The sequence below is a fragment of the Sulfitobacter sp. W027 genome (assembly GCF_025143985.1).
Classification (GTDB): domain Bacteria; phylum Pseudomonadota; class Alphaproteobacteria; order Rhodobacterales; family Rhodobacteraceae; genus Sulfitobacter.
This window is the reverse complement of the sequence record NZ_CP083564.1, coordinates 2,528,612-2,543,819: the sequence shown is the minus strand read 5'-3', so window position 1 is coordinate 2,543,819 and position 15,208 is coordinate 2,528,612. Positions and strand designations below refer to the sequence as shown.

At 62.9% G+C, this 15,208-nt stretch carries 13 protein-coding genes; 4 read left to right on the top strand and 9 right to left on the bottom strand.

Features of this window, described 5'->3' with window-relative positions:
* Positions 1 to 9 precede the first annotated feature (9 nt).
* A complete protein-coding gene (locus K3759_RS12525; RefSeq protein WP_259982250.1) occupies positions 10 to 2,559 on the top strand; it encodes a DUF4175 domain-containing protein in 2,550 nt (849 codons plus the stop codon).
* Positions 2,560 to 2,565: 6 nt separating this feature from the next.
* On the opposite strand, the gene K3759_RS12520 is transcribed toward K3759_RS12525, so the two are convergent.
* On the bottom strand, positions 2,566 to 3,597 hold the full coding sequence (locus K3759_RS12520) for a zinc-ribbon domain-containing protein (protein ID WP_259985639.1): 1,032 nt from the start codon (positions 3,595 to 3,597) through the stop codon (positions 2,566 to 2,568).
* Positions 3,598 to 3,759: 162 nt separating this feature from the next.
* Between K3759_RS12520 and K3759_RS12515 the strand changes: the two genes are divergently transcribed.
* The 3 genes from K3759_RS12515 to K3759_RS12505 are packed head-to-tail and all read left to right on the top strand — an operon-like array spanning position 3,760 to position 6,076.
* Complete coding sequence (locus K3759_RS12515; protein WP_259982248.1) at positions 3,760 to 4,437, top strand: cell division ATP-binding protein FtsE; 678 nt, start codon at positions 3,760 to 3,762, stop codon at positions 4,435 to 4,437.
* On the top strand, positions 4,434 to 5,342 hold the full coding sequence (locus K3759_RS12510) for an ABC transporter permease (protein ID WP_259982245.1): 909 nt from the start codon (positions 4,434 to 4,436) through the stop codon (positions 5,340 to 5,342). The genes K3759_RS12515 and K3759_RS12510 overlap by 4 nt, the downstream gene beginning before the upstream one ends.
* Positions 5,339 to 6,076 (top strand): 1-acyl-sn-glycerol-3-phosphate acyltransferase, encoded by a 738-nt coding sequence (locus tag K3759_RS12505; protein WP_259982242.1) that lies wholly within the window; start codon positions 5,339 to 5,341, stop codon positions 6,074 to 6,076. The genes K3759_RS12510 and K3759_RS12505 overlap by 4 nt, the downstream gene beginning before the upstream one ends.
* Before the next feature lie 422 nt (positions 6,077 to 6,498).
* Here the strand turns inward: K3759_RS12505 and lpdA are convergent, their stop codons facing one another.
* The 8 genes from lpdA to sucD all read right to left on the bottom strand — a co-directional run bounded on the left by lpdA (position 6,499) and on the right by sucD (position 15,202).
* The gene (gene lpdA / locus K3759_RS12500; RefSeq protein ID WP_259982240.1) at positions 6,499 to 7,887 is read right to left on the bottom strand and encodes a dihydrolipoyl dehydrogenase; all 1,389 of its coding nucleotides are present in this window, start codon (positions 7,885 to 7,887) and stop codon (positions 6,499 to 6,501) included.
* 92 nt (positions 7,888 to 7,979) lie between these two features.
* Positions 7,980 to 8,375 carry an MAPEG family protein gene (locus K3759_RS12495; protein ID WP_259982239.1) on the bottom strand — a complete coding sequence of 132 codons (396 nt, stop codon included), beginning with the start codon at positions 8,373 to 8,375 and terminating at the stop codon, positions 7,980 to 7,982.
* Complete coding sequence (locus tag K3759_RS12490) at positions 8,372 to 8,635, bottom strand: hypothetical protein (protein ID WP_259982237.1); 264 nt, start codon at positions 8,633 to 8,635, stop codon at positions 8,372 to 8,374. The genes K3759_RS12495 and K3759_RS12490 overlap by 4 nt, the downstream gene beginning before the upstream one ends.
* Positions 8,636 to 8,647: 12 nt before the next feature.
* Entirely contained in the window at positions 8,648 to 9,031 is a 384-nt protein-coding gene (locus K3759_RS12485) for an MAPEG family protein (protein WP_259982235.1), read from the bottom strand.
* 78 nt (positions 9,032 to 9,109) lie between these two features.
* Positions 9,110 to 10,696, bottom strand: coding sequence for a 2-oxoglutarate dehydrogenase complex dihydrolipoyllysine-residue succinyltransferase (gene odhB, locus K3759_RS12480; RefSeq protein WP_259982234.1), 1,587 nt, complete (start codon positions 10,694 to 10,696; stop codon positions 9,110 to 9,112).
* A gap of 4 nt (positions 10,697 to 10,700) precedes the next feature.
* Positions 10,701 to 13,661 carry a 2-oxoglutarate dehydrogenase E1 component gene (locus K3759_RS12475; RefSeq protein WP_259982233.1) on the bottom strand — a complete coding sequence of 987 codons (2,961 nt, stop codon included), beginning with the start codon at positions 13,659 to 13,661 and terminating at the stop codon, positions 10,701 to 10,703.
* A gap of 54 nt (positions 13,662 to 13,715) precedes the next feature.
* Positions 13,716 to 14,201 (bottom strand): DUF805 domain-containing protein, encoded by a 486-nt coding sequence (locus K3759_RS12470; protein WP_259982231.1) that lies wholly within the window; start codon positions 14,199 to 14,201, stop codon positions 13,716 to 13,718.
* A gap of 113 nt (positions 14,202 to 14,314) precedes the next feature.
* Positions 14,315 to 15,202: a succinate--CoA ligase subunit alpha gene (gene sucD / locus K3759_RS12465; protein ID WP_259982229.1), complete on the bottom strand. Its 888-nt coding sequence runs from the start codon at positions 15,200 to 15,202 to the stop codon at positions 14,315 to 14,317.
* Between the last annotated feature and the right edge of the window lie 6 nt (positions 15,203 to 15,208).

The window sequence follows — 15,208 nt, the reverse complement described above, 5'->3', positions numbered from 1 at the left end:
GCGTGACGCATGGAAACATCCACTGACAAGACAGACGGGCTGCGCGCATTGCGGCGGCCCTTGCGGCTGACTTGGGCGGGGATGTGGGCCGAGGCGCTGGTGCAGGCGCTTTGGCCGATGCTGACGCTGCTGCTGGCGGTGCTGGCGCTGCTGATGATGGGGGCGCAGGACAATCTGACCGGTGATCTGCTTTGGGGTGTGCTGGCCGCTGTGGGCCTTGGGTTTCTCGGCACATTGGTTTTCGCGCTCCGGCGCTTTCGCATTCCCTCACAGGCAGAGGCCTTGGCGCGGCTGGATGCCAGCCTGCCGGGGCGGCCCATTCGGGCGCTTTTGGACGATCAGGCGATTGGCGCGGGCGACACAGCCTCGGCGGCGGTCTGGCAGGCCCATCAGAAACGTATGGCCGCGCGGGCCGCGCAGGCGCAGCCGGTCAAGGGTGACCTACGGGTCGCGCAGGCCGATCCCTATGCGCTGCGCTATGTGGCGCTGCTGGCTTTCGTCGTTGCACTGGTCTTCGGCTCGGTCTGGCGGTTGGGTGAGGTGACGCAGCTGACCCCCGGCGGGGCGGGCGGCACGCTGGCCTCTGGCCCGGTCTGGGAGGGGTGGGCCGAGCCGCCGCACCATACTGGGAAACCAACGCTTTATCTGAATGACCTTGAGGCCGGGGCGCTGTCTCTGCCTGCGGGCACGTTGATCACCCTGCGGCTTTACGGAGAGTTGGGTGCGTTGACGATGCAAGAAACCGTATCGGGCCGCGCGGGGGGCGCGACCTCAGAGCCCGCGCAGGATTTCACCCTGCGCCAAAGCGGCGAGATCAGCATCGAGGGTCCGGGCGCGCGGGCATGGCAGATTACAATGCTCCCCGACGCCGCCCCGCAGATCGAGCGACAAGGCCCGCCCGAGGTGACTGCTTTGGGCGAAATGAGCCTGCCGTTTGCCGCGCGGGATGACTACGGCGTCGAAGCAGGCGAGGCGCGGATCAGCCTTGATCTGGCCTCCGTCGACCGCCGCTATGGGTTGACCATCGACCCTGACACACGGCCCGAGATCGTCGTGCCGCTGCCCATGCCGATCACCGGTGATCGACGCGAGTTTGAAGAGAGCTTGATCGAGAATTTCTCGAAACACCCTTGGGCCAATCTGCCGGTATCTCTAGAGCTTTCCGTGCTCGACGCCGCCGAACAGCAAGCCGCGACGGAGGTGAGCCAGTTGACCCTGCCGGGGCGGCGCTTTTTCGATCCCGCGGCGGCAGCAGTCATCGAGATGCGCCGCGACCTTTTGTGGTCGCGGGCCAATGCCCCACGCATCGCGCAGGTGCTTCGCGCTGTAACCTATGCGCCGGGGGAGGACCTGCGATCGGATGTCACGGTTCTGCGGCTCAAGCAATTGATCCGCCGTCTGGAAATCCGGGCGCGTTATGGGCTGGACGAAGAGGTCAAGACCGAGATGGCCGAAGACCTCTGGGCGTTGGCGATTGAACTGGAAGAGGGCGTGTTGGCCGATGCGCTGGCGCGGATGCGCCGGGCGCAGGATCGGCTGAATGAGGCGATGAAGAACGGCGCGTCGTCGGCAGAGATTGCCGAGCTGATGGAAGAGCTGCGCCGCGCCACCGAAGAGTATCTAGAGCAACTGCAGCGCCAACAGGCGCAGGAGGGCGATGGCGAAGGCCAGCAGCCCCAAGGCGAGTCCATGCAGATGACGCAAGATGATCTGCAGCGGATGATGGACCGTATTCAAGAGTTGATGGAGCAGGGCCGCATGGCCGAGGCCGCAGAGGCGCTGCGCCAGTTGCAAGAGATGATGGAGAACATGCGCGTCACCCAAGGCCAGCCCGGCGAGGGCGGCAATTCACCGGGTGAGCAGGCGATGGAGGGACTCTCGGAAACCCTGCGCGAGCAACAGGGGCTGAGCGATCAGGCCTTCCGCGACCTGCAAGAGCAGTTCAATCCCGGCACTGGCGCGGGTGAGAATGAAGGCAACGAGGGCCGCAATGGCGGGCAGGGCCGCGGTCAGAGCCATGAGGGCCAGCAAGGGCAGGGCGGCCAATCCGGCGAAGACGGAGCCGAAGAGGGGCTGGCCGGGCGTCAGCAAGCGCTGCGCGATGAGTTGCGTCGTCAAGAAGGGCGTCTGCCGGGGCAAGGCACGCCCGAAGGGGATGCCGCGCGTGATGCACTGGACCGCGCCGGAGAAGCGATGGACCGCGCCGGCAAGGCCCTGCGCCGCGATGAGTTGGCCGAGGCGATCGACAATCAGGCACAGGCCATGGAAGCCCTGCGCGAGGGGATGCGGTCGCTTGGCGATGCGATGGAGCAAGAACAGGGCGAGGGCCAGCCCGGTCAAGGCACCGCTGAGGGCGACCGCCGGGCCGAGGCGCGCGATCCGCTGGGGCGCGAGCAGGGGGGCAATGGGGCCAATAGCTCGGACGCGCCGCTGGCGCAGGGGCCCGACGATCAGGGCCGCGCGCGGCGTTTGCTGGACGAAATCCGCCGCCGCTCGGGCGAGGCGGAGCGGCCCGAGGTTGAACGTGATTACCTCAACAGACTGTTGGATCGGTTCTAAGCGGGATCAGCCCTGTGACTGGGTCGCCACGGTGTCGAGCCAGACCAGCAGGTCTTGCAACTGCCCGTCCAGCCAAATGCGTGCGTCGTCCATCCATGCCACATAGGACGACAGGTAAGGATCGGCCTGCGGCAAGGATTGCGCAATCTGCGGCGCATAGACATAGACCGCCGCCAAGATGGCGGCCAAGGCGATCATCACGGTGAAGCCGCGCATGAACCCCCCGGATTTGCGCGGTTTTTCAGGGCGGTCGAGCGCGGCGGTGGGCGTTGGCCCCGCCTGCTGGCCCTGCGTGCGGTCGTGGCGCAGGGTTGAGTTGATCTCTTCGATATCGGGCAGCAGATCCCGGCGCGACGCGCTGCCGTAGGCGTCATTCTCGCGTTCGGGAACCGGCTCTCCGCGCATTTTGGCCATGCGCAGACGGGCCTCATGAGCGCGGCGCGCGTCTTGGTCCTCAGCCACACGATTATTTTCGGCGATGTCGGGGCGCGGGGCTTTCTTGGGCGCGGCATGGGGCGCGTCATCTAGGCCAAGGTCCGGTTGGCTTTCCAGCGGAGCAGACTGCCGACGTCGGCGGGCTTCTTGCTCTGCCGCGGCCTCTTGGCGCAGGATTTCCGCGATGGCAGGATCGAGCGGGCGTCGCACGGGTGCGGCGGCGGGTGCCGGACGCTCAGCCTCTTCTTCCGGGTCAAAGGAGTCGTTTTCGGAATCGCCGCCTTCAAGGTTGTCGTCTTCAAAAGCATCGTCTTCGATACCATCGTCCTCGTAATCCTCATCCCCGAAAGGCTGGAGATCAGGTAGACTGTTGGCCGCAGATGTTTCTTCATCCGCATCACCCGATGCGGGTTGCTTCATATGCATCATGTCATCGTCGAAATCTTCGTCAAAGTCGCTGTCGCCTTCTTCCGGCGCATTGTCGGGATGATGCTGAAACCACGTCTGCCCACAGTTGGAACATTGCACGTCACGCCCTGCCAACGGCATCACCTCATCGGGGACTTCGTATTGCGCGTCGCAGTTGGGGCAGATCAGCCGCATGGTCATTCCTGGGTTCGTTCGGTGCTCTCGGATCGTAACGGACAGCATATGTCCTAGAATAACGTAGGAAAAGTGATATCTGGGCAGGGTGCTGGGGTTCTGAGTGATTGAATCCTTTCCGGTGCTGAGGCACAACAGGTCGAAGTGTTTTAAGGTGGTTGCGTGATAGAGCTCGAAAATGTGGCCTACAGCTATGGCGGGGGCGAATTGCTGTCCGACATCACGCTGAAACTCGCCCCCGGATCGTTTCATTTCCTCACCGGCCCCTCAGGCGCGGGCAAGACCACCTTGATGAAGCTCTGCTACGGGGCCTTGCTGCCCACGGCGGGGCATCTGCGGATTTTTGGCACCGATGTGCGCGGGCTGGGCCGTGACGACATCGCGCTGATGCGTCGCCGGGTTGGCGTGGTGCATCAGGACGTGAAATTCCTCGACCATCTGCCGTTGACCGAGAATATCGCGCTGCCGCTAAATGTCTCTGGCCGTCAGGCCGAGGCCGGGGGCACCGATCTGGAAGAGTTGATGTCATGGGTCGGGCTTACCAACCGCGCCGACGCTCTGCCGCCTGAGCTGTCGGGCGGGGAGCGGCAACGGGCCGCCCTTGCCCGCGCGGTGATCATGTCGCCGGATGTGATTTTGGCGGATGAGCCGACGGGGAACATCGATTGGGAGATGTCGCAGCGGTTGCTTCGCCTGTTGATCGAGTTGAACCGCATGGGCAAGACCGTGTTGATCGCCACCCATGATCTGGGCCTGATCCGCGCCACCAAAGTGCATGTGCAGGCCCGCGTGCTGCGCATCGCCAATCGGCGCATTCAATTGGCGGGGGCGGATTTGTGAAGCGGTTCGACATCGGCGCCCTGCGCGCGATTTTCAAAGGCGACAGGCAGGCAGACCGCGTGGTGCCGCCCTCGGGTTTCACGGCGCAGCTGACCTTGTTTGCGGCGGGCGCAATGGCGTTTTTGGCGGTCTTTGCTTTGGCGCTGTCGCTCGCCTCGGGCCGCTTGGCGCAGGTCTGGGGGCAGGAGTTGGCGCAATCAGCCACGGTGCGCATCGTGGCACCGCTGGATCAACGCGCCGCCCAGACCGAGGCGGCGTTGAAGGTGTTGCAGACGACCAAGGGCGTCGCCTCGGCCCGCGCGCTGACGGATGCCGAACAGGAAGAACTGCTTGCCCCATGGTTCGGCCCGGAACTGGCGATGGAGAGCCTGCCAGTGCCACGGTTGATCGAAGTGGTCGAGGAAGGTGAAGGGTTAGACCCGGTGGGTCTGCGCCTGCGTCTGTCTGCTGAAGTGCCGGGTGCCGTGCTGGACGATCACAGCCGCTGGCGCGCGCCGCTGGTTGCCGCGGCAAGCCGGTTGCGGCTGCTTGGCTGGATCTCGACCCTGCTGATTGGGGCGGCGGTGGCGGCCATGGTGACACTGGCCGCGCAGGCGGCATTGGCCGCAAATGCGCAGGTGATCGCGGTGCTGCGCTTGGTGGGGGCGACTGACGACTATATCGCCCGTGCCTTCATCCGCCGTTTTACCCTGCGTGCGCTTTTGGGTTCGGCGGCGGGCACGGTGCTGGGCATGGTGGCCATCATCTTGTTGCCCGATGCAGGCGAAGCGGGCGGTTTTCTGACCGGCTTGGGCTTTCGCGGCTGGCATTGGGCGGTGCCGCTTATGGTGCCCTTCTTGGTCGGTGCGGTTGCCTTTGCCGCCACCGGGGCCGCTGCGCGGCGCACATTGAGGGAACTGACATGAAGCTGCTGCAATGGATCCGGTCGATCGTCTATATCGTTCAGGTGACCGTGGCCATGCCGGTGATCGGGCTGGCCTTCGCCCCATGGGCGATGTTCTCAAAACGTGGGGCCTATGCCGCCTGTAAGGCCTATGCTGGATGGGCCATGTGGTCGGCACGCTGGCTGATCGGGCTGCGCTGCGAGGTGCGGGGCAATGTGCCCGATGGCGAGGTTCTGGTGGCGGCAAAGCACCAGTCGTTCCTTGATATCATCATGATCTTCCACGCCTTGCCGCGTGCGAAATTTATCATGAAACGCGAGGTACTCTGGACCCCGGTGATCGGGCAATACACCAAGCGGATGCAGATGATCGCCGTGAACCGTGGCAAGCGCGGGCAGGCGATTACGCAGATGATGGCCGACGTGAACGCCGGTCGAGTGGAGCCAGGGCAGATCGTGATCTACTCCCAAGGCACCCGGGTCGCACCGGGTCTGAGCGCGCCTTACAAGGTCGGCACGGCAGTGCTTTACGATCAACTGGGGCAGGTCTGCGTGCCGGTGGCGACCAATGCAGGCTACTTCTGGCCACGTCGAGGGTTGTACCGCCGTCCGGGCTTGGCTGTGGTGGAGTTCCTCGCGCCAATTGAGCCGGGGTTGGACAAACGCGCCTTTATGGCGCGGTTGGAGCAGGAAGTAGAGAGCCACTCGGATGCGCTGCTGCGCGAGGCAGGGTGGCGGCCGGCTGAAGGGGCGTAGGCCCGGTTAAGCGATCTCCTTTCAAAAGGTCCCGCCCGGTGGTACACCGGGCAGCGTCATGCCAAAGGCACGCCTCCGGCATGACCCGCCCCCCTGGGACGACGCTTTCAGCACCACCCCGCGGGCCGGCGCTACCCTTCGCGTTTGTTCGGCACGCCGAGTAGGCCGCCGTAGCAGTGCTACGCGGGATGCGAAGATTGTCTCTCTAGGAAGCCGTTAAAGTGGCGGCGCCGCCGTTGGGAGGTGGAAAGAGCAGGCGTCACTCTGCATGTCTCTACGCATCGACATGACCCCGAGGGGCCTCGTCTTCCGTGAATGTCGCGACGTAGAGGGTTGTAGGGCAGGGGCGTAAAGATCGGGTTGTCTGAGCGTGCGTCCTACGCGCAACGAAAAAGGGCGGACCTTTGGCCCGCCCCAGTCGCTTACATGTGGATCGGCCCGTCACCGCAGGCCAGTGCGGCTTCGCGCACGGCTTCGGAATAGGTTGGGTGCGCGTGGCAGGTCATCGCCAAATCCTGCGCCGAGGCGCCGAACTCCATCGCCACGCAGACCTCGTGGATCAGATCGCCCGCGCCGGGGCCGATGATGTGGCAGCCGAGGATGCGGTCGGTTTCCTTGTCCGCGATCAGCTTGACGAAACCGTCACCGGCAAAGACCGCCTTGGCCCGCGCGTTGCCCATGAAGGAGAACTTTCCGACTTTGTACTCGCGGCCCGCTTCCTTGAGCGTCGCTTCGGTCTCGCCGACGCTGGCGACCTCCGGATGGGTGTAGATCACGCCGGGGATCACGCCGTAGTTCACATGGCCATGTTTGCCCGCGATGACTTCGGCGGCGGCCATGCCCTCGTCCTCGGCTTTGTGCGCCAGCATTGGGCCTTCGATCACGTCACCGATGGCGTAGACGCCTTTGACGGAGGTCTCCCAATGCTCGTTCACGGCGATCTGGCCGCGCTCGGTCATCTTGACGCCGAGATCATCCAGCCCCAAGCCTTTGACAACGGGTTTGCGGCCTGTGGCGACGAGCACGGTGTCGGCCTCGATCTCATGTTCGCTGTCGTCCTTGCGCAGCTTGTAGCTGACCGTGGCTTTGCCCTTGGCAACTTCGGTCTTCTGCACGGCGGCGCCCATGACAAAGTTGATACCTTGTTTTTTCAGCATCCGCTGGAAGGTCTTTTGCACCTCGGGGTCCATGCCGGGAGTGATCGCATCAAGGAATTCAACCACGGTGATTTCGGTCCCCAGACGCGCGTAGACGCTGCCTAGTTCCAGCCCGATGACGCCCGCGCCGATGACGACCATCTTTTTAGGGATCTTGCCCAGTTCCAGCGCACCGGTGGAGGTGACGACGGTTTTCTCGTCGACTTCGACGCCCGGCAGGGAGGCCGCTTCGGAGCCGGAAGCGATGATGATGTTGTTGGCCTCATGGACCTCATCACCGACCTTGACCTTGCCCGCTTCGGGGATCGATCCCCAGCCCTTGAGCCAGTCGATCTTGTTCTTCTTGAACAGGAATTCGATGCCCTTGGTGTTGGTCTCGATGGTCTTGTCTTTGTAGGTCAGCATCTGCTTCCAATCGACGGAAGGTGCTTTGCCTTTGAGGCCCATCTCGTCAAAATTATGCTCGGCCTCATGCAGCATATGCGTGGCGTGCAAGAGCGCCTTGGAGGGGATGCAGCCGACGTTGAGGCAGGTGCCGCCCAGCGTCTTTCGGCCCTCTACACAGGCGGTTTTCAGGCCCAGTTGGGCGCAACGAATGGCGGCAACATAGCCGCCGGGGCCGGAGCCGATCACGATGACATCATAGCTCGACATGGGTAGTCTCCTTAGCAGTCTGCTGTTGCAGGCAAGGTATGCGGCGCGCATATCGGGTGCAAGCGCCGCTGCCTGCGGGTGTGGGGAATAGATTAAATGAGCGCCGCCAGCAGCATCAGCATGGTCGCGGCAAAGCCGATGATCCAGATGACCGAGCGGTGTGGGCGCAGCCCGAAGGCATAGGCGGGGACGTAGAGCACGCGGGCGATCAGATAGACCCAGGCGCAAGCGGCGGTGAGGGCGGTGTTCTGGCCCGACATCTGCACCACGCCAACGGCAATGCCGAACAGGATTAGCCCCTCGAAGTGATTGTCCAGCGCCCGGCCCAGACGGGCAGTGCGGTCTGACAGTGCGCGGCTCGGCTCGCGGTCGCGGGCCGACATGGTGTAGCCGGAGCCGATCTCGCGGTTGGCGGGCACGGCATAGACCACGAATTGCAGCCCTTGCAGCAGGGCCGCGAGGGTCAGGACGGTCAGCTCAACGCTCATGCGGGTTTCACGAAATAGGCGGTGGAACTGGTCACCGTGCCCTTGTCGTCGCTGCTCAGCGCGTTGGACCGGGACAGCCAATCGTCGGCTCTCTTGCGGTCGTTCACGTTGAGCAGGACGGAGGCTTTGCTGCTGCTGTCGGCGTGTTGCCAGATTTGCAGCACCGACAGCCCCGCATCGCGGCGCGCTTCGGCGTCGGCGTCAAAGGCTTGTTTCCAGCTTGCGAAATCGGTGACGTCGAAGTGGCAGATCATCTGCATTTGGGTGCCCTTTCAGAGCGCGTGAAAATAAAGAACGGCGGTGGCGGCATAGCCCGCGAGCCAGGCCAGCGTGCGGATCGTCGGAACGCCGAGCGCATAGACGATGACGTAGATGATGCGGGCCAGCAGGAAGACTTGCGCGGCCAAGAGCGTGGCGCTGTTGTTGCGGCCCAGCATTTCGATCAGCAGCACGGCAGGGGCGAAAAGCGCCAATGCCACGACGGAGTTATTCAGCGCGCGCTCGAGCCGAGCGGTCATGCCGGTGGTGGTGCGGGTCTCGTCGCGCGAGGACATGAGATAGCCCATCGAGAGTTGCCGGGTGGCGCCCAGCACTTGCAAGAGGATCGTCAACATGACGAGAAGGCCATAGGCGGCGAGGAGGGTTGTTTCGGTCATGGATCAAAGCCTTTCAATATGTGGGTTACCCCACCAGCGGCAGATCGGCAGGGCGGGGCCAAGCCCCGCCCTATCTTATCACAGATCCATCAACAGACGGCGCGGATCTTCGAGCATCTCTTTGACGCGGACGAGGAAGGTGACCGCCCCTTTGCCGTCGATGATCCGGTGATCATAGCTCAGCGAGATATACATCATCGGACGGATGACGACTTCGCCGTTGATTGCCATCGGGCGGTCCTGAATCTTCGCCATGCCGAGGATACCGGACTGCGGCGGGTTCAGGATCGGTGCGGTCATCAGCGAGCCGTAGACGCCGCCGTTGGAGATGGTGAAAGTGCCGCCGGTCATGTCGGCCATGGTGAGCTTGCCGTCACGGGCCTTTTTGCCCATGGCGTTTACGGCTTTTTCGATCTCGGCAAAGGACATCGCATCAGCGTCTTTGATCACCGGCACCACGAGGCCCGTGGGCGTGCCTGCTGCGACGCCCATGTGGACGTAGTTCTTGTAGATGATGTCGGTGCCGTCGATCTCGGCGTTGACCTCGGGGATTTCCTTCAGCGCGTGGCAGCAGGCCTTGGTGAAGAAGGACATGAAGCCCATCCGCACGCCATGCTTCTTCTCGAAGTCGGCCTTGTAGGTGTTCCGCAGTTCCATGACCTCGGTCATGTCGACCTCGTTGAAGGTGGTCAGGATCGCGGCGGTGTTCTGGGCCTCTTTGAGGCGGCGCGCCATGGTCTGCTTGAGGCGGGTCATCTTGACCCGCTCTTCGCGCGACGCGTCATCGGGGGCGGAGGCGGGGCGCGGTGCGGCGGGTTTGCCTTCGGCTTTCGGTGCGGCGGTGGTGCCGGCGGCCACGGCCTTGGCCACGTCTTCCTTCATCACCCGGCCATCGCGGCCCGAGCCTGTGACCTGATCGCGGCTGATGCCAGCTTCGGCCATGGCTTTCTTGGCCGAAGGTGCGTCTTCGACATCTTTGCCATCGGCGGCTTTGGTTTCGGGCGCGGCACCGGCACCGGATTTGGCGTCTTCGCCCTTGGGGGCCGCGGCACCAGAACCGGAGGTCAGGACGGCCAGTGTGGCGGAGGCTTCAACTGTGCTGCCTTCCTCTGCGAGGATTTCGGCCAACACGCCAGCGGAAGGCGCGGGGACTTCGACGCTGACCTTGTCGGTTTCCAACTCGCAAAGCATTTCATCGGCTTCGACCTTGTCGCCGACCTTTTTGAACCAAGTGCTTACGGTCGCTTCGGTCACCGACTCGCCCAGTGTGGGTACTTTGACTTCAATGGTTTCGCCTTCGCGGGCAGCCACATCTGCCGAGCCTGCGTCGATCGCCTTGGGCGCATCGCCGCCCCGGTCGGACTGGGACACGGCCTCATCATCCTCGGTGGCTTCCTTGGCTTTCGGCGCGGCCGCAGAGCCGCTGTCGCCTTCGCTGACATTGGCCAGCAGGGCATCGACGCCCACGGTTTCGCCTTCTTGCGCCACGATCTCGCTCAGAGTGCCCGCAACGGGGGAGGGCACTTCGACGGTGACCTTGTCGGTCTCCAATTCACAGAGCATTTCATCCACCGCGACGGTATCGCCGGGCTTCTTGAACCATGTGGCAACGGTGGCTTCGGTGACGGATTCGCCCAGCGTGGGTACGCGTACTTCGCTTGTCATGGTCTTAGTTTCCTTTGATGGTCAGCGCCTCGTCGACGAGGGCAGCTTGTTGTGCTTTGTGCTGGCTAGCCAGACCCGTGGCGGGCGAGGCGGCGGTGGCGCGGCCCACATAGGAGGCGCGGCCATGTTTGGCGTCGATGCGGCCCAGAACCCATTCGATGTTGGGCTCGATGAAGGTCCAGGCACCTTGGTTCTTGGGCTCTTCCTGGCACCAGATCATCTCGGCCTGCTTGAAGCGTTCCAGCTCTTTGACCGCGGATTGCGCGGGGAAGGGGTAGAACTGTTCGAACCGCAGGATGTAGACATCGTCGATGCCGCGGGCGTCGCGCTCTTCCAGCAGGTCGTAATAGACCTTGCCCGAACACATGACGACGCGCTTGATCTTGTCATCCGCGACCAGCTTGGTGTCGGAATTGCCGTGCTGCGCGTCGTCCCAAAGGACCCGGTGGAAGCTGGAGCCGGTGGTGAATTCCTCGGCCTTGCTGACGGCAAGCTTATGGCGCAGCAGGGATTTCGGGGTCATCAACATCAGCGGCTTGCGGTAGCTACGGTGCAACTGGCGGCGCAGGATGTGGAAGTAGTTGGCGGGAGTGGTGCAGTTCGCCACGATCCAGTTGTCGCCGCCGCACATCGTCAGGAAACGCTCCAGACGGGCCGAGGAGTGCTCTGGCCCTTGACCCTCATAGCCATGCGGCATCAGGCAGACGAGGCCCGACATGCGCAGCCATTTGCTTTCACCTGACGAGATGAACTGGTCAAACATGATCTGTGCGCCGTTGGCGAAGTCGCCGAATTGCGCCTCCCAAAGCGTCAGCGCGTTGGGTTCGGCGAGGCTGTAGCCATATTCAAAGCCCAGAACCGCATATTCGCTGAGCATCGAGTCGATGACCTCATACTCGGCCTGACCCTCGCGGATGTGGTTCAGCGGGTAGTAGCGGTCTTCGTTGTCTTGGTTAACGAAGGCCGAATGGCGCTGGCTGAAAGTGCCGCGCGTGCTGTCTTGGCCCGACAGGCGGACCTTGTAGCCCTCGGTCAGCAGGGAGCCAAAGGCCATGGCCTCAGCCGTGGCCCAGTCAAAGCCTTCACCGGATTCAAACATCTGCTTTTTCGCTTCGAGCAGGCGCCCGATGGTCTTGTGCAGCGGGAATTTATCCGGTGCGCTGGTGATCGCTTTGCCGACTTCTTGCAGGGTTTCGGGCGCGATGGCCGTCTTGCCGCGCTGGTAGGACTTCTTCTTTTTGTCCATGTGGGACCATTTGCCATCCAGCCAGTCCGCTTTGTTCGGGCGGTAGTCTTTCCCGGCCTCGAACTCATCGTTGAGCTGGTTCTGGAAGGCGGTCTTCATGTCCTCGATCTCACCCTCAGGGATCAGACCGTCGGCCACCAGACGCTGGGTATAGAGGCTCAGCGTGGTTTTCTGTTTTTTGACGCTCTTGTACATCACCGGGTTGGTGAACATCGGCTCGTCGCCTTCGTTGTGACCGAAGCGGCGGTAGCAGAAGATATCGATGACCACGTCCTTGTGGAACTTCTGGCGGAATTCGGTGGCCACACGGGCGGCGTGGACGACCGCTTCGGGATCGTCGCCATTGACGTGGAAGATGGGTGCTTCGACCACCAGCGCGTTGTCGGTGGGATAGGGAGAGGAGCGCGAGAAATGCGGCGCAGTGGTGAAGCCGATTTGGTTGTTCACCACGATATGCATCGTGCCGCCGGTTTTGTGACCCTTGAGGCCCGAAAGCGCGAAACATTCCGCCACGACCCCTTGGCCAGCAAAAGCCGCATCGCCGTGCAGCAGAATTGGCATCACCGCCGTGCGGTCCTTGTCGTTCAGCTGGTCCTGCTTAGCGCGGACCTTGCCCAGCACCACAGGGTTCACCGCTTCAAGGTGCGAGGGGTTGGCGGTCAGCGACAGGTGAACCGAATTGCCGTCAAACTCACGGTCCGAGGACGCGCCGAGGTGGTATTTCACATCGCCCGAACCATCCACATCGTCAGGCTTAAAGCTGCCGCCTTGGAATTCGTTAAAGATCGCGCGGTAGGGTTTTTGCATCACATTGGCGAGCACCGACAGGCGGCCCCGGTGGGGCATGCCGATAACGATGTCTTTGACGCCCAACTGGCCGCCGCGCTTGATGATCTGCTCCATCGCGGGAACAAGGCTTTCGCCGCCATCAAGGCCAAAGCGTTTGGTGCCCATGTATTTGACGTGCAGGAATTTCTCGAAGCCCTCGGCTTCGACCAGCTTGCTTAGGATCGCCTTGCGGCCTTCTTTGGTGAAGTGGATTTCCTTGCCGTAGCCTTCGATCCGTTCCTTCAGCCAACCGGCCTGCTCAGGGTCGGAGATATGCATGTATTGCAGCGCGAAGGTACCGCAGTAGGTGGAGCGCACGATGTCGACGATCTGCTTCATGGTCGCGACTTCAAGGCCCAGCACCTGATCGATGAAGATCGGGCGGTCCATGTCGGCATCGGTGAAACCGTAGGACTTCGGATCTAGCTCTGGCTGGTTGCCAGTGTCGCGCATGCCCAGCGGGTCGAGATCGGCGGCCAAGTGGCCCCGGATGCGGTAGGCGCGGATCAGCATCAGCGCGCGGATGCTGTCGAGCACGGCTTGTTTGACCTGTGCGTCGGAAACCTCAACCCCCTTCTCGACGGCTTTGGCCTTGATCTTGTCGCCCGCGGCCTGTGCTTCGGCAGGTTCGGGCCAGACGCCCGTCAATGCGCCCATCACCTCGCCCGCAGGCGCTGGCGGCCAATCGCGGCGCGCCCAAGAGGGGCCAGCGGCCTCGGCCTGCGCGGTTTCGGCGTCATCGCCCATCGCTGCAAAAAACGCCTGCCATGCTTCGTCGACCGCATTGGGGTCATTGGCATAGCGGGCATACATCGCCTCAAGATACTCCGCGTTTTCGCCTTCCATGAAAGAGGACGCGTGGAACTGGTCGTTGGCGGGTTGGTCGGTCATTGGGTCACCTTTGTTCGGCGGGGCAGACGGGACGGGGTCAGAATCAGGGTCGGTCTATAGTGAGGCCGCAGGCGGGGGGCCATAGGCATTGGTATTGGGGTCGGAAGGGCGGGTCAGCCACCACAGGAAGATCAGCGAAACGATGAGTTGGATGAGGCCCAGAACGGCAAAAACTGCCATGCCGCCCATCATCGCGTCCATATTCTCCATATAAGCGGCTGAATCGCTGCCCATCATCATCGCATCGGGGTCGGGCATGGCGGGGGCAAACAGGCTGGTCAGCAGGCTCAGGCCCGCCGGAAGGGCAATGTACCAGCCCGGTTTGCCCGTGTCCTGCAAGCGCCGAGCGCCCACGGCCAGAAGGGGGATGATCACCGCCAGCGTAAAGACGAGGTTCAACGCCCACCAAATCAGCGAAGTGACAATGCCGCCGATGACGACAGCCAGAAAGAACCACCAATACTCAGATCGCGGGGCGCGGCCTTGAAAGCGGGCGTATTTCTCCGTCAGGCAGGTCTTGATCGCAGTTTGAAAATCCATTGTGCCCTCCTTCGCTATCGGCGCCGCCGGGTGGTCGTTTTGGTCTCGTACCGCGGAGGGTAGCCCTCCGCGGTCATTTTCAATGGGGCGGCCGCAGGGCCAGCCCGAAGGGGTTAACCCTTGCCGATCGCTTCCTTGACCGCTTCGCCCAGTGTCGCGGGGCTGTCTGCCACGACGATACCGGCTTCTTTCATCGCTTCGATCTTGCTCTCCGCGTCGCCTTTGCCACCGGCGACAATCGCGCCTGCGTGGCCCATACGGCGGCCGGGAGGGGCCGTCCGGCCCGCGATGAAACCAGCGGTCGGCTTCCAGCGGCCTTTCTTCTTTTCGTCGGCCAAGAACTGTGCCGCTTCCTCTTCGGCGGAGCCGCCAATTTCGCCAATCATGATGATCGACTGTGTTTCTGGGTCGGCGAGGAACATTTCCAGCACGTCGATATGCTCGGTCCCTTTGATCGGGTCGCCGCCGATGCCGACAGCAGAAGACTGGCCGAGGCCCATGTCGGTGGTCTGCTTGACCGCTTCATAGGTAAGCGTGCCCGAGCGCGATACAACGCCAACCGAGCCGCGACGGTGGATGTGGCCCGGCATGATGCCGATTTTGCAGGCGTCAGGCGTGATAACGCCGGGGCAGTTTGGGCCGATGAGGCGCGACTTGGAACCTTCGAGCGCGCGGGCGACGCGGGCCATGTCCAGAACCGGGATGCCTTCGGTGATGCAGACGATCAGCTCCATCTCGGCGTCGATCGCCTCAAGGATCGAGTCGGCGGCGAAGGGGGGCGGCACGTAGATCACGGAGGCGTTCGCCTCGGTCACATGCTTGGCTTCGTGCACGGAGTTAAACACGGGCAGGTTTAGATGCGTCTGACCGCCTTTGCCGGGTGTGACGCCGCCAACCATCTTGGTGCCATAGGCGATGGCCTGTTCGGTGTGGAACGTCCCCTGCGAGCCGGTCAGACCCTGACAGATGACTTTGGTGTTTTCGTTGACTAGTACGGCCATGATTTC